Source organism: Vibrio sp. 1159 (assembly GCF_033340395.1).
GTDB lineage: Bacteria > Pseudomonadota > Gammaproteobacteria > Enterobacterales > Vibrionaceae > Vibrio > Vibrio alginolyticus.
Genome location: NZ_JAWOWL010000040.1, coordinates 18127 through 40031, shown reverse-complemented (window position 1 = coordinate 40031; position 21905 = coordinate 18127). Strand labels below are relative to the sequence as shown.

Here is a 21905-nt window from a genome sequence, read left to right as displayed (position 1 = left end):
AAAAGCCGTGAATTCTCAAACTTGTTACTGATGAATTTGTTATTGCTAAACAATGCATCATAATTATTAAATCAATGTGTTAGGGTGCACGTGGTTTTCAAATAGATCCAATGCTTAAAATGTGCGTCAGTAATCCCAATAAGAAAAAGGTAAATAAATGAATCAGCGTCTGATGATCAAAACTGTTTTGAGTGCCGCTATCTTGGCCTCGTTAGCTGGGTGTGCTACGCAACCTGTACCAGATTGGAATGCCGATACAACCTATAAATTGACCGTATTGCACACTAACGATCATCATGGTCGCTTTTGGCAAAATCGATACGGTGAATATGGCATGGCGGCGCGTAAAACGTTAATCGATGATTTGCGCGAAGAAATACAGGCTGAGGGGGGGAGCGTGTTATTGCTTTCTGGTGGTGACATCAACACAGGAGTACCTGAGTCTGATTTACAAGATGCCGAGCCGGATTTCAAAGGCATGAGCAAAATTGGTTACGATGCGATGGCTCTAGGTAATCATGAGTTTGATAATCCATTGGATGTGCTATTCAAGCAGCAAGAGTGGGCAAACTTTCCGATGTTGTCTGCCAATATTTACGATAAAAATACTGGCAAGCGTTTATTCCAACCATACGCGATGTTTAACAAGCAGGGCATTAAAATTGCGGTCATTGGTCTTACAACCGAAGACACAGCGAAACTTGGCAACCCTGAGTTCATTGAACAAATTGACTTCCGTGACCCAAAAGAAGAAGCCAAGAAGTTGATTGCAGAACTGAAAGAGACAGAGTATCCAGATCTGATTTTTGCTGTCACGCATATGGGACACTATGAAAATGGTAATAGAGGCATCAATGCTCCTGGCGATGTGGCGTTAGCTCGTTATTTGAATGACGGCGATCTCGACATGATCGTTGGAGGACACTCACAAGAACCTGTGTGCATGGAAGGTCCAAACGTTATCAAAAAGAACTTTAAACCAGGTGATGAATGTCAGCCCGATAAACAAAATGGTACCTTTATTGTTCAGGCACATGAGTGGGGGAAATATGTGGGACGCGCCGATTACGAGTTTCGTAATGGCGAACTCTCGATGGTGAGCTACGATCTGATCCCTGTAAACTTGAAAAAGAAAGTTAAAGTTGATGGGCAGTCGCAACGAGTCTTTATCCAAGAAGAGATTAAACAAGACGAAATGATGCTTGAGTTTCTTCGTCCTTATCAAGAAAAAGGTCAGGGTAAGCTAAACGTGAAGATTGCAGAATCTAACGGTAAGCTTGAGGGTGACCGCAATGTGGTTCGTTACCAGCAAACAAACTTAGGTCGATTAATTGCAACGGCTCACATGGAACGTGCGAAAGCAGATTTCGCTGTAATGAATTCTGGTGGTGTTCGAGATTCGATTGCTGCGGGTGATATTACTTATAAAGACGTGCTCACTGTTCAGCCATTTGGCAATATGGTTTCTTACGTTGATATGACGGGTAAAGAGGTATTAGATTATCTAAATGTCGTTGCAACTAAGCCTGTTGACTCTGGGGCTTATGCACAGTTTGCCGGCATTGCGATGAGTATCAATAATGGTGAGGTAACCAATGTGTTCATTGGTAATAAGCAACTTCGCTTAGATGGTAATTACCGCTTTACCGTACCAAGCTATAATGCTGCTGGTGGAGATGGTTACCCTAAAATCGACGATCATCCAGGGTATGTAAATACAGGTTTTACCGATGCTGAGGTTCTGAAGGATTATTTAGAAACACACAGCCCTATTGATGTTAATGAGTATGCCCCTTCAGGTGAAATCACGTATTTAGTTGATACGGCGATTGATCAGTAACCCAACAGAGAAAAAGCGATTGACTCAAACTCGCTGATATCATTAACTAAAAGCGCAGATCCAATTCAGTCTGCGCTTTTTGTTTTTATGAGGAGAATCTTGATGACTCCGGCCATTAATCTTGCGAAAAAGAAAAAAATTCCACACACGATTCATCAGTATGAGCATGACCCTAGAGCCGATAGTTATGGCTTGGAGGCTGCTGAAGTACTGGGGCAGGATCCGAAAACAGTATTTAAAACCTTGTTGTTCTGCTTGAACGGGGAGCCAAAGAACCTTGCGGTTGCGATTATCCCTGTTGATCAAAAGCTGAACCTAAAACTGGCGGCGAAAGCAGCGAAGGGCAAAAAGGCCGATATGGCTGATCCGGAAATCGCGCAAAAGACCACAGGTTATGTCGTTGGTGGAATTAGCCCACTAGGGCAGAAGAAAGCCTTACCTACTTTTTTGCACGAAAGCGCAGTAGAGCAAGACACAATCTGTGTGAGTGCTGGTAAACGTGGTTTAGAAATTGAGTTAGCCCCGAGAGATTTGCTGAACTTAACTCGCGGTCAGTTTGCACCTCTTTGTTTGTAAACTCATGACAAATAAAAAGGACGCTCATGAGCGTCCTTTTTTGATCTTGCCTGTCAGTGAAGCGTTACTTCTTCAGACTCAATGTACCACCAGTGCGTTTAGCTGGTTTACTTGGTTTCGCGGCATTTGGGTTCATGTAATGCTGCTTAGGCTTACTCGGTGATTGAGGCTTGTTTGCTGAATGCGTATTGCTCGATGCATCTGGTTTACGGTGTGATTTACCATGCTCGCCTTGCGGTCTGCTGCGTTCACCTTGTGGTTTCGCTTTGTAATGTTCTTTAGCTGGACGTCCGCCTTCATCATCACGCTGACGACGCTTTTGTTGACCTTTTTTCGAGTTTGGTGCATGACGGAATTCATCAGCATTGTTACCGCGGAAAGTTCGTGTCTTCTGGTTACGACGAGCAGTAGAATCTTGGTTTTCTTCACGGCTATCAAACAGCTTCGCGTCGGTCGCTTTACGAATGTTGCGACCTCTAGAGTCTGTTTTTGATGCTTCTTCTGTACCTACCGAGCCTTCACACATTGCTAGGATCTCTGCCACTTCTTCGTCACTTAGGTAACGCCATTTTCCATTCGGAATACCATCAAGAGAGATATTCATGATGCGTACGCGACGCAGCTTGAATACTTCATAGCCCAGCGCTTCACACATGCGACGGATCTGACGGTTAAGTCCTTGAGTGAGCACAATACGGAAAGAGAATTTAGTTTCTTTCGTTACCTTACAAGGTAGGGTGACTGTGTCGAGAATCTTAACGCCGCTCGACATCTGTTTGAGAAACTCACCTGTAATCGGTTTGTCCACGCGCACAACGTACTCTTTTTCGTGGCTGTTGCCAGCACGGAGGATTTTGTTGACGATATCGCCATCGTTGGTCAAAAAGATCAGACCATCAGAGGGTTTGTCTAAGCGGCCGATCGGAAAGATACGTTTTTGATGGCCGATGAAATCAACGATGTTTCCAGGGACGTCTCTCTCAGTTGTACAGGTGATGCCTGTTGGTTTATTGAGAGCGATATAAATCGGCTTCTCTTTTGCTGCCACTGGCTTACCATCCACACAAACATCATCACCAGGTAGCACTTTTGTCCCCATTTCAGGTTTGTTGCCATTAATGGTGACACGGCCTTGCTCAATCAGTCTGTCTGCTTCACGGCGTGAGCAAAACCCCGTTTCACTGATGAATTTATTTAATCGTTTAGCGTTGTCTTGTGACATTTTTGTCTCCTAACGTTTCACAACGGCGAATGAAGCTCCCTTCCTTTAAGGGGAAGGAAGAATAAGGGCGGGCATTCTAGCATTAGGGTGAAATTTAGCCTAACCGTTTTTGGTGACGTTCGCGGGTTTCTAATTTCTTTTCCGCACTTTTTCTAAGTAGGACGTAAACGGCTCCAGTTCCACCGTGAAAGCGTTGCGCACTATGGAAGCATTGGACTTCCTTTATTTGTCGTAGCCAACTGCTAACAAAACTTTTCATCATTGCAGGTGGATTTGAGCGTTCTCCTCGACCATGGACGATAACGACCGTTCTAATGTCCATTGATAGGCATTGCTTTAAAAACGTCACGACTTCATCACGTGCTTCTTTCAATGTTTTACGGTGCAAACCCAAGCGAGCTTGGATTGGATACTTACCAAGGCGAAGTTTGCGGTAAACCCCGTCCTGTACACCATCACGTTTGAACTCAACAAAGTCCTCTGGCTTGAGCATTTCAGCGTGATCAAGTGATAGGTATTCTGGGTCATCTTCCGTTAACCAGATTGCTGCTTCGCGTTTTGCGAGCTGTGCTTCTGTTACTTGGTGTACTTTTTTGTGTTCGGTGGTGTCTTGAGTGATTGGCTTTACATCGCCCATCATCTGTTGAAATAGATCAAAATCGTCGTCGTGAGACATAGCAGTAATCTCATTAAGAACAGGGAAGAATAATAGGATTATATCAATGAGTGGTGCATTGAGATCAAATAAAAAACCGGAGTAGGCAAGTAACCGACTCCGGTGCAAAGCGTTTCTAGAGCTAAGCGAGATCTAGTGAGGAGATTTGTCGTTCATGATCTTGTATATGAAGAAACCGCCGTAAAATAACATCAGACCAATTGCCCCAAAAATTACTATCATTGACGATAGACCCACTGCATTACCAAATAGGAGATCAAGCCAAAAGTCCATACGTTTCCTCCAAGATGTTCCCGACAGGAATAAACTAAATGGCGGTGTCTTGTTGCACACTGATCTGGATCAATTATGTTGCTAAGGTTAATAAACTGTATTTTGTTGTGAGTTATCAGTCACATTTTACGTGCTAGTGTTCAGTTATTCATCAAACGAATTAAGACCTAAGGTTTTTTTGTAAAAAGCACTTGCGCCACAGTTCAGAATCCGTAATATACGCATTCGTTGACGGGGACAATTCCTCAGTTAAACATCTCGGTGAATAGCGCAGCTTGGTAGCGCATCTGGTTTGGGACCAGAGGGTCGGGGGTTCGAATCCCTCTTCACCGACCACTTTTAGAAAGCCTGCTCAATGAGCAGGCTTTCGTCGTTTTTAGCGCTAGTAATTTTAGACTTCAATAGTATCGAATCAAATTGGGGTTCGCCTGATGTTCGAATATGGCACTTCACCGACACGTATTGAGAGGAAGGCTCTACAGAAATGTAGGGCCTTTTCATTTTTTAGAGTGAGTAAATTTATTACTTGATGTCACACGAGATAGTATTGATAGGAGTTTCAGAAGTAGTGAAGCGGACATAAGCGGTCTTTGGGTGATTTGGACCAATCTTGACGTAACCCGCTTTTAAATCGTCTTCATCAAACGTTAATGAGTGAGATTTGCTTGTGTTTCCATCATAGTAAACCGCTTCAAAGCCTTGGTTCATCATATGTGCAACGCGATTTCGAGTGTGGGCTGTTGAAAACGTGATGTTCGCGCAACGCATCATTGGTTTTTCGGTAATAAGAAATTGACCACTCTCTTTATCTAAAGCACCGCCTTTTACTTCCGGAGTTATATCAATAGCTTGAAAAGCTTCTACGTTGCATGGCGGTTTAGCATAAGACAGCGAAGAAGTGAGCATAATTCCAATCGTGTATAGGAATAAATATTTAAATTTCATATGAGTTGTTTTGTATCCACTTAGCTTAACGGCGTTTTATAAGAAAGTTTGAATGAATTTTAAATGGTTGTATTTAAATAATTGTATTTAAATGGCATTTTTCAAACAATCACTAGATATCACAATTTGCTTGGCGCGTCTTACCCAGTGGTTTGATGTTAAATCCCCGATTTTTAAGCAGTTCAATCAGGTTATCTTTACCTACTAAATGCAAGCCACCAACAACAACGGTGTAACGACCCGATTGCTGAGGTAGAACACTGCCAGTGTCGAGTTTTTTAGCCCAATCTCGATTACGCTCGTATAAAAAGGCTTGGTTAAACTCTTCTGTTGTATGATCGGTCAAAGAGGCTTCGACCAACATGCTACCATCACCACTCTTCCAACTCTCTATCAAGCATTGAACCAACTCTTCTCCGCCATCATATTCTTCAATTGATGAGAGAAGTATCTCTTTACCGCCTTCTGATTGACCTGCGATTAAATCGATTTGGAATTGCACGGACTCCAGTGGAATGACCGGGATTTGCTTTTTATCAGCGAGTCCTATTAAGTGCATGTCGACCCCTTTATCAGAGACATACCCCAGTTTGTTGACTAAAGCGAGTTGGATGGTGAATGCCGCCATCCAAGGTGGGGAATTTAGGAGTTGAGTTTCTGGTAAACCTAAATCTTGGGCAATTTCAATTAAGTGGCGACGTTGAGCTCTGTCTAAAACATCTTTAGAAAGAATGGTTGTTTGTGGGTAAACCAAGCCTTCAGAATTCCTGACGTCTGCTTCAATAATCAACCCTGCGCTTTGGCTTAAATGCTGGATGACCGTTCTAGGGAGTGGGTACATCGTTTTATCCCCCACATGTACCGAGCCAATAATCATAAGTTCGGTTTCCCCTTTTTTCGCTAACCAATGCTGTGGCTCTGCATAAGAGGAAAAAGGAGTCAAAGTAACAAGTAGAGATGATATTAGCGTCAAGAGACGAAACATAGAATGGTCCTCAGATAAGATACCTTTAAACTTTATACGCAAAATAGCGTGAGGTTAAGTGCAATTTCTCCAGTGGGGTATTCGACAAAATCGTCATTTCTAAAAATATTGACGAGTTTTGACGACGAATAAATGAGAGTCACTTCACGAAAGGTAAATAGGTAATTCGCTTACTAATGGTTCACAAAATAATTAGGCGTGATCCAAATCTTACAAAATCAGTCGTAACTCATGAATATAAGTGACCTAGATCGCAGCAAACTCGTCAAAACAAGTTGTTCGATTTTGACGTGTATTGTAACTCCATGAAAATTAGGTTTTTATTGTTTTTGCTGAGTGTCATTTTTTGAGCTGGATCACTTCCTATTTCTATTTATTTTACGCTTAGAAATAACAGGTTGTATGTTGAATGTAACGGTTAGGTACCTCGCATTTGAGGGGCCGAGATTTTTATCATTGTCGTTTTGAACCACTGACTTTTTTGGGGAAGTAAGATGTTTAAACCTAGTCTGATTGCTGTTTCTGTTATCACTACATTAGCAGGTTGCTCTGCGCTGCAAAGCTCTGAACAACAAGTTGTAAATTCGTTGGCTAATAATCTTGATATTCAATACCAAGTGTTGACTAACCACGGTGCAAACGAAGGTCTTGCTTGTCAGGACTTAGGGGCTGAGTGGGCGTCTTGTAACAAGGTAAACATGACGCTGGTTAACCAAGGTGAAGCGGTTGACTCAAAAGATTGGGCTATTTACTTCCATAGCATTCGTCTGATTCTGGATGTTGAAAACGAACAGTTTAAAATCTCTCGCGTAACGGGTGATCTACACAAACTAGAACCAACAGATAAGTTTGATGGTTTTGCTGCGGGTGAAGAGGTTGTGCTTCCTCTTGTTGCTGAATACTGGCAGCTCTTTGAAACCGACTTCATGCCAGGCGCTTTCGTTGCTGCACCAAATGCAGAGCCTAAGATGATCGCTTCTCTTAACACAGAAGACGTTGCATCTTTCGTGACTGGCCTTGAGGGTAACAACCTAAAACGTACGCCAGATGACAACAACGTATTTGCGAGCGCTGTGTCTCGTTTCGAGAAGAACGAAGACCTAGTAAAACAAGACGTATCAACCACGTTACTACCAACGCCACTGTCTGTTGAAGCAGGTAACGGTACGGTAGATATCGCGGCGGGTATTGCGCTGCCTAAAGCCGCTTTCGATGCAACTCAATACGCGGTAATCCAAGATCGTGCAGAAGTGGTAGGTGTGGATGTTCGTGGTGATCTTCCTGTAAGCATCACTGTTGTTCCTGCAGACTTCACCGGTGAATTGGCAAAATCTGGTGCTTACGAAATGAGCATCAAAGGCGACGGTATTGCGATTAAAGCGTTTGACCAAGCAGGTGCTTTCTACGCAGTACAATCTATCTTTGGCCTGGTAGATAGCCAAAATGCTGATTCTCTACCACAACTGTCTATTAAAGATGCGCCGCGTTTTGATTACCGTGGTGTGATGGTGGACGTGGCTCGTAACTTCCACTCTAAAGACGCGATTCTTGCAACGCTTGACCAAATGGCCGCGTACAAGATGAACAAACTACACCTTCACCTAACGGATGATGAAGGCTGGCGTTTAGAAATCCCGGGTCTGCCTGAGCTGACTGAAGTTGGCGCTAACCGTTGTTTCGATTTGGAAGAGAAAAGCTGTTTACTGCCTCAGCTTGGCTCAGGTGCAACGACAGACAACTTTGGTTCTGGCTTCTTCAGCAAAGCAGACTACGTGGACATCTTGAAGTACGCGAAAGCGCGTAACATCGAAGTGATTCCTGAAATCGATATGCCAGCACACGCTCGTGCAGCAGTGGTATCAATGGAAGCACGTTACGACCGTCTAATGGAAGAAGGTAAAGAAGCAGAAGCGAACGAGTACCGCCTGATGGATCCTCAAGATACATCGAACGTAACGACGGTTCAGTTCTACAACAAGCAAAGCTTCATCAACCCATGTATGGAATCTTCAACTCGCTTTGTTGATAAAGTGATTTCAGAAGTAGCAGCAATGCACCAAGAAGCGGGTACGCCGCTAACAACATGGCACTTCGGTGGTGATGAAGCGAAGAACATCAAGTTAGGCGCTGGTCTGCAAGACATTAACGCAGAAGACAAAGTAAGCTGGAAGGGTAACATTGATTTGTCTAAGCAAGACAAGCCATTTGCACAATCACCACAATGTCAGACGCTAATTGCAGACGGTACGGTAAGCGATTTTGCTCATCTACCAAGCCACTTTGCAGAAGAAGTGTCGAAGATGGTGGCAGAGAAAGGCATTCCAAACTTCCAAGCTTGGCAAGATGGCCTTAAGTACAGTGAAGGTGAGAAAGCGTTCGCAACAGAAAACACGCGTGTTAACTTCTGGGACGTTCTTTACTGGGGTGGCACATCATCAGTGTACGAATGGTCTAAGAAAGGTTACGACGTTATCGTTTCTAACCCAGACTACGTATACATGGACATGCCGTACGAAGTTGACCCGAAAGAGCGTGGTTATTACTGGGCGACGCGTGCAACAGATACTCGTAAGATGTTTGGTTTTGCACCAGAGAACATGCCTCAGAACGCAGAAACCTCTGTAGACCGCGATGGTAACGGCTTCACTGGTAAAGGTGAAATCAAAGCGAAACCTTTCTATGGTCTATCAGCACAGCTGTGGTCTGAGACAGTACGTAACGACGAGCAATACGAGTACATGGTATTCCCTCGCGTACTGGCAGCCGCTGAACGTGCATGGCACCGTGCTGATTGGGAAAACGACTACAAAGTGGGTGTTGAATACTCGCAAAACTCTAACCTAGTAAACAAAGTTGCGCTAAACCAAGACTACAACCGCTTTGCGAACGTACTTGGCCAACGCGAACTGGCTAAGCTAGAAAAAGCGGGTATCGACTACCGCCTACCTGTACCAGGCGCGAAAGTTGAAGAGGGTAAACTGGCAATGAACGTTCAGTTCCCGGGTGTGAAGCTTCAATACTCTCTAGACGGCAAGAACTGGCTAACTTACGCAGATAATGCTCGTCCAAATGTGAAAGGTGAAGTGTTTATCCGTTCTGTGTCAGCAACCGGTGAGAAAGCAAGTCGAGTGACCAGCGTGAAATAACTCGATTCTTGTAAGTTAATTTTTTGGCAAAGCCTCAACATCATGTTGGGGCTTTCTTTATTTTTTGAGGAAATTAAGCGTGATCGATGTCTAATTATTTTTCATTGATAAATAAGTTTTTGGTTGTAATGGTCAAGGTTATTGTGAACTGGATCGACTTAATCTGCTAAATATCAATAAACAACCTGTTTATGATCACACTTCTATTTTTTGAATAATTTTATAAAAATACGATAAGTGCCTGTATTTCCCATGTTTTTATCAGGGTTGTTGAGCTCGGTTTGAACAAGATCACTTTTTAAAATGTTTTATTTTCCATCGCGAATTAATTAAAACAATATTGCGAACGCCAAGGAGGCACATTCCAAAGTTTGCGATAAAAGGGAAGAGATGCCCTCTAAAACTATCGCATAACGTGAATAAATAAAGGCAGTAATTATGAAAAACATTTTTGCACTGAGTGCTCTTTCTCTCGCTTTCGCTTCTAGCGCTTTTGCTGGTTCTTCTTACGTAACAGGTAATGTTCAATTCCACGATGATGGTCGAATTCATGGTTCGGACGTTACGTCTACACTGGAAGCTGGTCATACTTTTGATAACCAATTCGGCGGCTTTACGGTTTACACCGAATTTGATGGTATTCAGTTGGGTAAACTGGAAACAGAAAACGGTGGCGCAGGTAACACAACACCAGCAATCACTGTGGGTGGTGAGCAGTCATTTAATATTACCGATCATTTATGGGTTGCCGCGGGTTACCAACACCTGTTCTCTGCTGGCGAGAATGTACAGTACCGTCCATTGGTTAAGATCGGTTACAACTTCGATAACGGCATCTCCTTAAGTAACCGTACTCGTGCGCACATTGATGCGACAGACGCAGATGCGGATACAGATTACCGCATGGACAACCGCATCGGTTACGTGATGAATGAGGATGTGACGCTAAGCTACAACAACGTCTACATGATTGAAGCGGAAACCATGGACCACGAGCTTCGTGCAACGTGGACTCGTAAAGGTGTTCAACCTTACTTTGAGTTCCGTAGTCAAGCACACGGTGCAGAAAACGCGAGTGGTGACAGCCTAGTGAATAACGCTTTTGTATTTGGTGCCTCTTACGGCTTCTAATTTTATATTTGTCTTAACTGTCCATTAAGAAAAAGCCCAGCGGTTTATCTCGCTGGGCTTTGTTTTTATTGGTCGTTGCCTTCGTGGTGGCTATATTCGAACACTTGGCCTTTTTCGTTAAAGGCGTAAACGGTGTAGCTGTCTTTTTTGTCGCCATATTCCATACCAGGGGAGCCCATTGGCATGCCCGGTACTGATAGGCCTTTTGCGTTACGTGGTGGATTTTTCAAAAACGCTTTAATGTCTTCGGCTGGAATGTGACCTTCAAACAGATAGCCGTTGATCTCTGCCGTGTGGCAAGAGTAAAGCTGTTCATTCTTGATGCCTAGATCGCGTTTGATGGCGTTCATGTCATCGTGCAATTTTTCTTCGACCGTAAAGCCGTTCTCTTCCATGTGTTTTGTCCATTCTCCACAACAGCCACAGTATGGTGATTTATGGTTAATGACATCGGCTGCCAATACGTTGGCGGACACGGTCGCAAGCATTGCAAAGGTCAATAGTTTCAACTTCATAATACCCTCAAAAAGAAGTGGTTATTTTACTGAAAACAGTCGTAGTCGATTTGCATTACTAACGACAGTAATTGAAGACAGTGCCATTGCCGCTCCTGCGACAACAGGACTGAGCAAAAATCCAAACGCTGGGTAAAGCACGCCAGCGGCAACTGGAATACCCAACGAGTTGTAAACAAAGGCACCAAATAGGTTTTGCTTCATGTTTTTAAGTGTAGCGCGAGAGAGTTCAATCGCATGTACTACCGCCATTGGTGACGTGTTCAGGATGGTCATTTGCGAACTTTCAATGGCGACATCACTGCCGCTACCCATGGCAATACCTAGGTTGGATAACGCGAGAGCAGGGGCGTCGTTAATGCCATCCCCCACCATTGCCACGACATGTCCTTGAGATTGAAGTTGCTCAATGTGCTGAGCTTTCTCATCTGGCATTACTTGGGCAATCACTTCATCAATACCAAGTTCTTGGCCGATAGCATTGGCAACGTGTTGGTTATCGCCCGTCAGCATTACCGTTTTGATGCCTTGCGATTTTAATGCAGAGAGCGCTTGCTTCGCATCTAATTTGATCGGGTCGGCAATGGCGATCAGACCGATCAGTTCGCCGTTCAATGCCACAGCTACCGGAGTCCACGCATTTTTTGCGCATTCATCGATGGCAGGTTTTAGTGCGCTGGTCTCGACGTTCTCTGCTTGCATAAATTGAAGCGAACCAATGAGCAGCGGTTTATCTTGATACGTCGCCCAAATGCCGCGCCCGCGAACGTTCTCAAACTTGTCTAATGAGACATCCTTTGCGTCGTGTCGTTTGGCGTAATCACATACCGCTTTTGCCAGTGGGTGCTCAGACTGACGCTCTGCCGCATACGCTAAAGCCAATAGATCTTCTTGGCTGGTGGCGTGAGTAAACACTTTCTGAACGCTAGGTTTACCTTGGGTAAGCGTGCCAGTTTTGTCGAACACAACCGTGTCGACTTTGCTTGCCAATTGCAGGGCGTCGGCGTCTTTGATCAGAATGCCGAGCTCTGCGGCTTTACCCACTCCCACCGTGACAGAAAGCGGGGTTGCTAAGCCTAGAGCGCAAGGGCAGGCGATGATCAGGACGGTTGTGGTGACCACCAGCATATAACTCGCTTTTGGCTCTGGGCCAACGGCAAACCAAACGAGCGCGGCCAGTATTGCTATGCCAACAACGACAGGGACAAACACCGATGAAATCTGGTCTGCCAGTTTCGCGATGGCTGGCTTACTGCTTTGCGCTGTGCGCACCATGCGGATGATACGAGCCAGCATGGTATTTGCGCCAATGCCCGTTGCCTCAATGACTAATCCACCATCGGTATTTAATGTCCCAGCAGACACTTGAGCCTCTTGCGCTTTTAATACTGGTACTGGTTCACCAGTGAGCATCGACTCATCAATGTATGATTCACCTTGAATCACAACACCATCAACAGGCACTTTCTCGCCTGGTTTGATACGCAGTTTCATGCCTAGCGTGATTTGCTCAACCGCGATTTGTTGGTCGCCTTGTTCCGTGATTACCGTAGCTTGCTGAGGTTGCAGGTTAATCAGAGCTTGTAAGGAACGTGTTGTGTTTGCTTTGGCTTTTGCTTCTATATAGTGCCCAAGAGAAATTAAGCCGATGATCATTGCACTCGCTTCAAAGTACACGTGGCGTGAAGCAAGAGGGAACCAGTCTGGGAAAATCACCACAAGCATCGAATAGAACCACGCTGCGCCAGTACCGAGCGCGACTAACGTGTCCATGGTGGCGCGCTTATGAGTAGCTGCTAACCAAGCGTTACTGAAGAAGTGTTTCCCTGCTGTGGCAAGAAGGAGTAAACATACGATACCGATCGCGCCCCAAGCTAATTGGTCGTTGGTGTTGCGAATCATCATATTGCCGCCAGCAACGCCCCAAATCATTAAAGGGGCACCGACGACAAGGCCAGCAATAGCATCCAGCTTAAAGCATTTTTGTTGCTGACGTTGTTGCTGTGCTTGCTTTTCTTGCTGGGTTGCGGCGTCTTGTAGGATCTCTGCTTGGTAACCGGCTTGTTTTACCGATTCAACAATTGCGTTAAGGAGGTCATCAGAGTCTTGGCTTGCGAATACTAGTGCGCTTTGTTCTGCGAGGTTGACCTGTGCTTTCTCAACGCCTTCTACGTTAGTAAGTGCTTTCTCTACTGAAGAGACGCAACTCGCACACGTCATGCCTTGAATCAGCATTTGCAATTGAATACTCGCTGGTGGCACCTGCGTATCTTTAATATTGCTTTGCTTTTCTACCTGTTCGGTCTCTGGTGAGCTTTCGTTCTCTACTTCGACAGAATCAAGGTTGGCGGTATAGCCGAGTGTTGCTATTAAGTCGATCACTTGTTGCTCGGAGAGGAGGGTACGAATCTCTAAGTGCGTTGTTGAAGCCTCAAAAGAAATAACGTCTTGATTAGATTCTAATAAAGATGAAAGTTTTTTGACGCAGCCGCCACAGCTTAAGCCTGAAAGGTTTAGTTCGTAGTGATTTCCTGCTTGGTAACCAAGAGATTCAATCGACGAGACGAGCTCTTTAAGAGAAGACTCGGTTTTGACCTCTACTTGCGTCGGGGACAAATTGAGGATCTCCACATCGTGATTTGCATGTAAAGCCTTCTCAACTTTTCTCGCACAGCCCATGCAGTTGAGCCCTGATAAAGGTATAACTAACTGATACATAATCTGCACCTCAATAGTAGTGATGCTATGAGCTTAAACCTTCCTGCAAGGGTAAGGTCAATACCCATTTGCTACTCACAACAATTTCGTCAAAATCTCTCGAATCCCACAAGTGCACGGTCATTTTACTTGCGAGTGATCTCAAGGTTTTTTCTCTTTGAATATAAAGTTCCGTTAAAACACCTAAAAGATGAATGAAGTCGCTCACGTTTTTTAGATACTCTCAATGTCAGTTCAGTGTCAAAACGTACTTTTAACGTTTTTTATTTTTTATATTTGATGTTAACCAATTGTTTTTTATTGATTTATTTTATTTTTGATCTTCTCATTTTGAAGTCGCTCAGATTGCTGTAGCGAAAGTTTTTTAGTGCGAAAAAAGTTTGTCATATTTGCCCCGTCCAAACACTGTTTCAAGTTCCTGCCATGTCCTAGTTAGTGAATTTGAAAATGGAAAAAACTAAAAATATAGGGGTTTATAATGTCTTACCTAAAGAAAAGCCTACTTGCCACGGCAATTACCGGCATGATGTTCAGTGGTGCTGCATTTGCTGATGGTGCAAACAGTGACGCAGCAAAAGAGTTTCTAACCAAAGATTCATTTTCTTATGAAGTTTACGGAATCATCGCGATGCAGGCCGCGTACCGCGATTACGATTCTGGTAGCAAAGCAACGGACGATGATTTGGGTGGCATGCAGCTAAACAACGAATCTCGTATTGGTTTCCGTGGTAAAAAACAATTTGCTAACTTCGACCCTACTTTTATTTGGCAAATCGAAGGCGGTTATGTAGACCCTAGCTTTGGTGGCGAGGGCGCAGGTCTTGGTGAACGTGACACATTCGTCGGTTTTGAAAGTGCATCTTGGGGTCAAATTCGTCTGGGTCGCGTTTTGACACCTATGTACGAATTGGTTGACTGGCCAGCATCTAACCCTGGTCTCGGCGATGTATACGACTGGGGTGGTGCTATTGGTGGCGCCAAGTACCAAGACCGTCAATCAAACACTATCCGCTGGGACTCTCCAATGTTTGCTGACAAATTCTCCCTAGATATCGCAGCTGGTGCAGGTGATAAAGCAGGTCTAGGTGAAGGGGATGACTACTGGGGTGGTATCGCAGCACACTACAAAATTGGTCCTATCCAGTTAGATGCGGCATATGAAGGTAACCGTAATATCAAGATGGAAAGCCAAACGTGGGAAAACAACACGTACTTGATAGGGGCACAAGGCTGGTTTGATAACGGGATCTCTTTCTTTGCGCAATACAAATACATGGAAGCGGACGCAAGCAATGGTGTGAGTGAAAAGCAAGATGCAATGTCTGCCGCTATCATGTACACCACGGGTGATTGGCAATACAAACTGGCTTACGCCGCTAACTTTGATCTCGAGCGTGATGGTAAGAAAATTAACGATACAGCGGACGATGTGTTATCAGCACAAGTTATGTATTTCGTAGACCCATCGGCAGTGCTGTACGTACGTGCTCGTACTCTAGACTTTGGCGACGGTGCGTCTCAATTAGATAAACCAACAGAAGCACGTTGGAAGTCTGCTGACTACGACGAGTTCTCTGTAGGTGTTGAATACTACTTCTAATTAAAGAAGCAGCTAAAAGGGCGGAAACGCCCTTTTTATCTTGATACTTATTCAAATAAGCCTTTGAAATGACTGGCCTGTAAGTTTTAGAGGCTTATCTAAATTGGTATAAAGTGAGAAACCATGATGAAAAAAACAACGACACTTCTCGGACTTTGCGCAATGCTTTCGGCGCCAGCTTTTGCTGCTCAACTCACTCTGCAATCTGAATTAGTTCCTCGCGTTCTCAACGGCGAGTTCGTCTACCCTGAGTGGATATCCAAGAACAACAGCATCGAGTTAAAGGATGGGGAAAACCAATTGGCGGTAACGGTTGGACAAATCGTATTTGAAGATGGAAAGCGCCGTAAATTCGATTCGCAGCCGCTGGTATTAGAGTTTGATGCAGAAAAAGACACCGAGCTTTCTCTGACTTATCAAACATTCCGTACTATTGAAGAGGCGAGAGCCTTCGAACTCGATCCTAAAGTGGTATTGAAAGACAAAAACGGAAAAGAAGTGGCATTCTCTATGGTTCAACTTCGTAAAGGTGGTTTGCAAGGTTTTCGTGATTATGAACGAGAAGTTGCCGACTATAATAACGCAATGAATAAAGAATCGACTAAGGCAAGCATTGCGTCTTCTCCAGCGGAAACCAAAACAATCAAAGCATCGTTTAATGAATTGAGCCGTGAAGAGCAGCAAGAATTTATGCAATGGGCAATGCGTAACCTGAAGTAATTTCGTCTCGTGCTTTAACAGTAAATAGCAGGGCTGTGCCTTTTTGGTTCTGCCCTGTTTTTATTTCTGTTGTCAAACCGATTGTAGAATTGACTTACGGTGGTAAAATGTCGCCACTTTTATCCTTGACATTACAACGAGAGATCTCTCGTTGCTCATTACCCCTAAGGAACTCAAATGACGGTTAAAACTCGTTTTGCTCCTAGCCCAACTGGCTATCTACACGTTGGTGGTGCGCGTACTGCACTTTACTCTTGGCTATACGCTAAAAACCAAGGTGGTGAATTCGTTCTACGTATCGAAGATACAGACCTTGAGCGTAACTCTCAGGAAGCGGTTGATGCAATTCTTGAAGGCATGGAATGGCTAGGCTTGGAGTGGGATGAAGGTCCTTACTACCAAACTCAACGTTTTGACCGTTACAACGAAATGGTTGATAAGCTTCTTGCTGAAGACAAAGCTTACAAATGTTACGCGTCTAAAGAGCTGCTAGATGAAATCCGTGCAGAGCAAGAAGCAAATAAAGAAATGCCTCGCTACGATGCTAACCATCCAAAAATCAAAGCAGCAAACGAAGCGGCAAAAGATGGTGATCCATGTGTTATCCGTTTCCGTAACCCGAAAGAAGGCAGCGTAGTATTTGATGATCAAATCCGTGGTCGCATTGAAATCCGCAACGATCAAATGGATGACCTAATCATTCGTCGTACTGACGGTTCACCTACTTACAACTTCTGTGTAGTAGTGGATGACTGGGACATGGGTATCACTCACGTTGTTCGTGGCGAAGACCACATCAACAACACCCCTCGTCAAATCAACATCTACGAAGCACTAGGTGCGCCAGTACCTACATTTGCACACTGTGCAATGATCCTGGGTGATGACGGCGCGAAACTGTCTAAACGTCACGGCGCTGTATCAGTCATGCAATACCGCGATATGGGCTACCTGCCTGCGGCACTAAACAACTACCTAGTGCGCCTTGGTTGGTCTCATGGTGACCAAGAAATCTTCTCTCAAGAAGAGATGATCAATCTATTTAGCCTAAACGCAGTATCTAAGTCAGCGTCTGCTTTTAACACTGACAAACTGCAATGGTTGAACAACCACTACATCAAGAACTCAGATCCTGCGTACGTTGCTGAGCATCTACAATGGCATCTAGACCAACAAAAACTAGACGTAACGAATGGTCCTGCTATTACTGACGTGATCAAGCTGGTGGGTGAGCGTTGCAACACACTAGTTGAGCTAGCTGAGCAAATCCGTTACTTCTATGAAGATTTCTCTGAGTTTGAAGCGGGCGCAGCGAAGAAACACCTACGTGGCGTGGCTAAAGAGCCTCTAGAACTTGCATTAGCGAAAGTGGAAGCACTAACTGAGTGGACGACAGCGAACATCAAAGATGGCGTTATCGCAGCAGTATGTGAAGAGTTGGAAATCGGCATGGGCAAAATCGGTATGCCATTACGTGTTGCTGTAACAGGAGGCGGTCAGTCTCCTTCTGTCGATGCAGTAATGGAGCTGGTTGGAAAAGAGCGTTGTATTGCTCGCATTAAGATGGCGCTTGAGTTCATTGCTGAGCGTGAAGCAAACGCATAATTGCTTTGAACTGAACGTTCTTTTGAATAAATAGTCACAAAGCCGCGGTGAGCAACCGCGGCTTTTTTGTATCTTCAATTTAGATAACGAGAAACTTTCTCTCATATTGGTGAATGAAGAGATGGTTTCACCTGTAATTTACCTCAATATGGATAAGATTTTTTAATCCAAATATCGTTGGCATGAATAAAAAACGAGCGATTATATATCAAGTATCTGATTGATTTTTATCCATGTTCCTTAAAGTTCCATTTTGTTTGTCTCATTTTTAAGAAAAACCTTTGCTTTAGCTATGTTGTTTCAAAAAATAAAGCAAACGTTTGCGTCGTGATTGCGTGGGGATTTTTTTGCTTAAGATCACATGTTGTCGAGATTTTTGATGACAATAAATTGACAGAATTGGGATTTTTCTCGCGATTTCTTAGCGTTATAGTTCATCCCGTCAGCGATACCGAGATGGCGATATGTATCACTGAACAGGAAATGTACGTAAGTTGCTTCCATAAAAAAAATGCATGTGCATAAAAAGAAGCTGACTAAGTATCTCACTCAAGGAATGAATAAAAAGAATTGAAATACAACGTCAGTCAGACGGCGCATTTCGGCATCTAACAAAAGAACTTCTTTAGAGGAATCAATAATGAAAAAATTAGCAGCGGTAATTTCAGCGTCTCTACTTATGGCTTCAGCAGCACAAGCAGAAGTATACGTTGGTGGTAAGATGGGTAAGTCATGGATGGAAGACGCGTGTGTAGCGAGCCAGGCTTGTGACAAAGACGATTCTACTCTTGGCGCTTTTGTTGGTTACGAAATGAATAAATACTTCGCAGTAGAAGCGGGTTTCGACAACATCGGTGATTTTAACCAAACTTCTTTCGGTGGCCACGTAGAAGCAATCACTCTTGCTCCTAAATTTAGCCTACCAATCACTGAAGACATCGCACTTTACGGTAAAGTGGGTGGCGCTTACGTAATGTTTGATGGCAAAGATGATTACTCTTACCTAGGCGCGGCTGGTCTTGAATTCAACCTAAGCCAAAACGTAACAGCTCGTGCGGAATACCAAACACTGACTGACATCAGCAACGATGTAACTCGTGCGACAGGTAACACTGCAACACTAGGTGTTTCTTTCAAATTCGGCGGCAACGATGAGCCAGTAATCGTAGAAGAGCCAGTTGTTGTTGAAGAAGTGGTTGTAGAAGAAGTGGTAGAAGAGCCAGTTGTAGTTACGAAAACATTCGAAACTCAAACAATTGGCACAGGTAGCTTCGATCTAAACAGCACAACTCTAAAACCAGAGAGCGCTGCAAAACTTGATAACCTAGTTGCTTTCCTAAACGAGCACCCACAAGCGAACGTTGAAGTTGTAGGTTACACAGATACGTCTGGTCCAGCAGCTTACAACCTAAAGGTTTCTGAAAAACGTGCTGAGTCTGTTGCTAACGCGCTCGTTGAAAAAGGTATTGATTCATCACGTATCCAAGCTCGTGGCGAAGGTGAAAACAACCCAATCGCTTCAAACGACACTCGTGAAGGTCGTCAACAAAACCGTCGCGTAGAAATCGTTGTTCCAGAATTTGAATACCAAGTTCAGCAATAAGCTCCTATTCGACCGTAGTATAGAAGACTGAAGCTGAAAGCCCCAAAGAGTTCGCTCTTTGGGGCTTTTTATTTCTCTTTAAAAACTGACTGAAATGTTCAAAGTGGCTAGGTATTACTTAAGATCAATGCTGTTTAAACGCCCCATAAATGTCAGGATCTCCAAGTTATCTTTATGTGCTTCTAACAACGCTTTTTTGGTTTGCATGTAGGCGGCAAGTTTGCCGTACTTACTAATAGAGCGAACCACCGTTTTATATTTATACTCACCGTCATCATTGAACTCTCGCCACTTGGCGATGTAACACGTATCTCGGTTGTCAGGGTTTTCAAGAGTAGGGTTAGGCTTGTGAACGATTTTAGGCTCAACGCTATGTGGAAGCCTGGTCATTAAGTAAGGGTCTTTCAAAAGACGTCGCCAGAATTTGCCCCACATTTGCCGGCCTAACTCGTTTCTCAGCTTAATGGCTTTTTGTAAGCCTTTCTTTTCTCCAATACGAACAAATCCTACCGAGCGGTGTAGTACCGTATCCTCGGGGGTATGGATATGTATCTTAAAGGCTGTCTTGCCTTTAGAAATAAAGCGGTGTCCAGTGTTAGTTATTAAATTGCTCTTAGACATAGTGCTAACTAATAATTTTACTAATAGCTAAAAGGGTAAGCAAAACTCATAGATAATTAAAGTAATAAAATACAAAACTGTAAATAGGGCTTGTTGAAATGATTTCAAGGGGAAGAAGTCAGATCAGTAGAAGGGTTTATCCCGTAACCGAAACACCCGATCCGATCATATTGATTACTGGGAAGATTATCTAACACGGTGTACTAGGGGGAGCAGTGCGAGGCTTGAAATTGAAGATACAAAAAAGCCTTAGCTCAAGTGGGAGCTAAGGCTATGATATGGCGCCCCCAGTAGGATTCGAACCTACGACCTGTCCCTTAGGAGGGGACTGCGCTATCCAGCTGTGCCATGGGGGCGTAATACCAATAGTTGCAGTTCATTGCACTGTTTTACTGAGTTCAAATCTAGCAATCTACCAGATCTGTATCAGCATCACGTTGAACGATTCGCTACGGTCATTGGTATAATCAAATAAGATGCGCTGCCTATGATATTCAAAAGTGAGCATATCTCAAGACTTAATGTTTGCTTTTATAGGATCTTGTTCATTACGTCGCCAATTTGAACGCTAGATGCTAAATTTGGCTGATCAATCGTCAGTTCCGCTTCGTGTTCGTATATGCGTGATACCGTTAATGTAATTTCGCTTTGCGAGACTTTGTTTCTTGGCAATCCATTTTGGTCGATAAACGACGCGGTGTGCCAAAGCTGCAATTTGTCTCCCTCTTTTACGCCGTGCATACGGCCGAGATCCATCGTTACGGTATTACCGAAGACTGCCACAACCTCTGGCAATGTAATTTTGCAAGACAGCTCCGACTCCAGATCCAACATAATATTGCGACTAACGCGAAGCATCATCTCGCCATAGGTCGATGCCCAAAAACGTGCACTACGAGTGTCCACTTGACTCGTCTTAGCAAATGGCCAACGCGCGACCTCACGGTAGGCTTTGTTGAAGATTTTATGGCCAGTTTTACCATCAAATACTTTCATTTCTAACGCAAACTGACGATTGATGATGTCATCTTGCAATAGTTGAGATTCGACCGTTGCAGTGAGATCGGTTATGACCCCTCCAATGATGTATTGTGCGCCATTGTCTTGTGCGATCATTTGAGTGCGAGCAGGATAGTTGCTGCTTATTGAGTAGTCCGTTGTACCAACAGACACAAAGCTGCGTGAGGTTTGATCAAGTTGACGGTTCACTACGTGGCTAAAATCGTCACCAACTTGATAAATTTGTCCCATCACTGCTTGTTGTGGTGATGCGACCTCAATATTGCCGACCAGCATTGTCTTTTTGTATTGATCGGTGTGGCAACCCGTTGCCGATGGATAAATATCAACGCGGATTTTTACCTCGACTTTACCGCGACGTTTGCGTTCAGACTCGACCAAAATGTAACGGACTTCATGATTGGTAAACTGGTATTCGTTGCGGCTTTCTTCTAATAGCGGCATCAAGTTGCTAATACTGCCAATATCTGCGCCCGAAAAATTGACGGCTTTGAACAGCGCGTCTTCCAACGCATGGAGCCTTGCCGTCTCTTCTGAAGAAACGATGGTGGCAACGCCTGTGACTTCATACCAAGATGCCATTACCTTAAAAGGCACAAGCATCACTAAAGTGATTGAAAACAGACTGTTTAATATTTTTTTCATTGGTTACAACCGTTCGGGTATAAATATTGCTTTAACAAATTCAGTGAAGTTTGGTGGGTTTTTC

At 44.0% G+C, this 21905-nt stretch carries 17 protein-coding genes and 2 tRNA genes; 9 read left to right on the top strand and 10 right to left on the bottom strand.

Translation table 11 applies throughout. From position 1 onward, the window contains the following. Nucleotides 1–157 precede the first annotated feature (157 nt). Together ushA and ybaK are read left to right on the top strand one after the other, a co-directional pair. A complete protein-coding gene (ushA, locus tag R7127_RS22480; protein ID WP_064377050.1) occupies nucleotides 158–1840 on the top strand; it encodes a bifunctional UDP-sugar hydrolase/5'-nucleotidase UshA in 1683 nt (560 codons plus the stop codon). A gap of 102 nt (nucleotides 1841–1942) precedes the next feature. Next, complete coding sequence (ybaK, locus tag R7127_RS22475; RefSeq protein WP_064377051.1) at nucleotides 1943–2416, top strand: Cys-tRNA(Pro) deacylase; 474 nt, start codon at nucleotides 1943–1945, stop codon at nucleotides 2414–2416. Nucleotides 2417–2480: 64 nt separating this feature from the next. On the opposite strand, the gene rluF is transcribed toward ybaK, so the two are convergent. The 3 genes from rluF to R7127_RS22460 form a co-directional block, all read right to left on the bottom strand. Continuing rightward, nucleotides 2481–3638, bottom strand: coding sequence for a 23S rRNA pseudouridine(2604) synthase RluF (gene rluF, locus R7127_RS22470; protein ID WP_064377052.1), 1158 nt, complete (start codon nucleotides 3636–3638; stop codon nucleotides 2481–2483). 94 nt (nucleotides 3639–3732) lie between these two features. After that, nucleotides 3733–4314: a DNA endonuclease SmrA gene (gene smrA, locus R7127_RS22465; protein ID WP_064377053.1), complete on the bottom strand. Its 582-nt coding sequence runs from the start codon at nucleotides 4312–4314 to the stop codon at nucleotides 3733–3735. Between the two features lie 132 nt (nucleotides 4315–4446). Then, nucleotides 4447–4587: a DUF3149 domain-containing protein gene (locus R7127_RS22460; RefSeq protein ID WP_005382236.1), complete on the bottom strand. Its 141-nt coding sequence runs from the start codon at nucleotides 4585–4587 to the stop codon at nucleotides 4447–4449. A 259-nt stretch (nucleotides 4588–4846) separates the two neighbouring features. Between R7127_RS22460 and R7127_RS22455 the strand changes: the two genes are divergently transcribed. Continuing rightward, nucleotides 4847–4923: transfer RNA gene (locus R7127_RS22455), tRNA-Pro, on the top strand. 186 nt (nucleotides 4924–5109) lie between these two features. Here R7127_RS22455 and R7127_RS22450 read toward each other — a convergent pair. Further along, complete coding sequence (locus tag R7127_RS22450; RefSeq protein ID WP_411913365.1) at nucleotides 5110–5493, bottom strand: hypothetical protein; 384 nt, start codon at nucleotides 5491–5493, stop codon at nucleotides 5110–5112. A 151-nt stretch (nucleotides 5494–5644) separates the two neighbouring features. After that, complete coding sequence (locus R7127_RS22445; protein ID WP_005382001.1) at nucleotides 5645–6517, bottom strand: TraB/GumN family protein; 873 nt, start codon at nucleotides 6515–6517, stop codon at nucleotides 5645–5647. A gap of 494 nt (nucleotides 6518–7011) precedes the next feature. Here R7127_RS22445 and R7127_RS22440 point away from each other — a divergent pair, with 494 nt between their 5' ends. Together R7127_RS22440 and R7127_RS22435 are read left to right on the top strand one after the other, a co-directional pair. Continuing rightward, nucleotides 7012–9663: a beta-N-acetylhexosaminidase gene (locus R7127_RS22440; RefSeq protein ID WP_033906932.1), complete on the top strand. Its 2652-nt coding sequence runs from the start codon at nucleotides 7012–7014 to the stop codon at nucleotides 9661–9663. A 438-nt stretch (nucleotides 9664–10101) separates the two neighbouring features. Beyond that, nucleotides 10102–10794, top strand: coding sequence for an oligogalacturonate-specific porin KdgM family protein (locus tag R7127_RS22435; RefSeq protein ID WP_005382004.1), 693 nt, complete (start codon nucleotides 10102–10104; stop codon nucleotides 10792–10794). 65 nt (nucleotides 10795–10859) lie between these two features. Here the strand turns inward: R7127_RS22435 and R7127_RS22430 are convergent, their stop codons facing one another. Further along, the gene (locus R7127_RS22430) at nucleotides 10860–11309 is read right to left on the bottom strand and encodes a DUF411 domain-containing protein (protein WP_005382005.1); all 450 of its coding nucleotides are present in this window, start codon (nucleotides 11307–11309) and stop codon (nucleotides 10860–10862) included. Between the two features lie 21 nt (nucleotides 11310–11330). Next, on the bottom strand, nucleotides 11331–14027 hold the full coding sequence (locus R7127_RS22425; protein ID WP_033906931.1) for a heavy metal translocating P-type ATPase: 2697 nt from the start codon (nucleotides 14025–14027) through the stop codon (nucleotides 11331–11333). A gap of 478 nt (nucleotides 14028–14505) precedes the next feature. Between R7127_RS22425 and chiP the strand changes: the two genes are divergently transcribed. From chiP to R7127_RS22405, 4 genes are all read left to right on the top strand, one after another. Further along, nucleotides 14506–15627, top strand: coding sequence for a chitoporin (gene chiP, locus R7127_RS22420; RefSeq protein ID WP_033906930.1), 1122 nt, complete (start codon nucleotides 14506–14508; stop codon nucleotides 15625–15627). A 123-nt stretch (nucleotides 15628–15750) separates the two neighbouring features. Further along, nucleotides 15751–16347 (top strand): DUF2057 domain-containing protein, encoded by a 597-nt coding sequence (locus R7127_RS22415; protein WP_005382008.1) that lies wholly within the window; start codon nucleotides 15751–15753, stop codon nucleotides 16345–16347. Nucleotides 16348–16524: 177 nt separating this feature from the next. Continuing rightward, the gene (gltX, locus tag R7127_RS22410) at nucleotides 16525–17952 is read left to right on the top strand and encodes a glutamate--tRNA ligase (RefSeq protein ID WP_005384075.1); all 1428 of its coding nucleotides are present in this window, start codon (nucleotides 16525–16527) and stop codon (nucleotides 17950–17952) included. 640 nt (nucleotides 17953–18592) lie between these two features. Then, nucleotides 18593–19555, top strand: a complete 963-nt coding sequence (locus R7127_RS22405) for an OmpA family protein (protein ID WP_172563350.1) — start codon at nucleotides 18593–18595, stop codon at nucleotides 19553–19555. 114 nt (nucleotides 19556–19669) lie between these two features. Here R7127_RS22405 and R7127_RS22400 read toward each other — a convergent pair whose 3' ends face one another. From R7127_RS22400 to R7127_RS22390, 3 genes are all read right to left on the bottom strand, one after another. Beyond that, on the bottom strand, nucleotides 19670–20176 hold the full coding sequence (locus tag R7127_RS22400) for a hypothetical protein (protein ID WP_005382011.1): 507 nt from the start codon (nucleotides 20174–20176) through the stop codon (nucleotides 19670–19672). Nucleotides 20177–20455: 279 nt separating this feature from the next. Further along, nucleotides 20456–20532 (bottom strand) — tRNA-Arg (locus R7127_RS22395). Between the two features lie 175 nt (nucleotides 20533–20707). Further along, nucleotides 20708–21841, bottom strand: a complete 1134-nt coding sequence (locus R7127_RS22390; protein ID WP_064377057.1) for a flagellar assembly protein FlgT — start codon at nucleotides 21839–21841, stop codon at nucleotides 20708–20710. Nucleotides 21842–21905 lie beyond the last annotated feature (64 nt).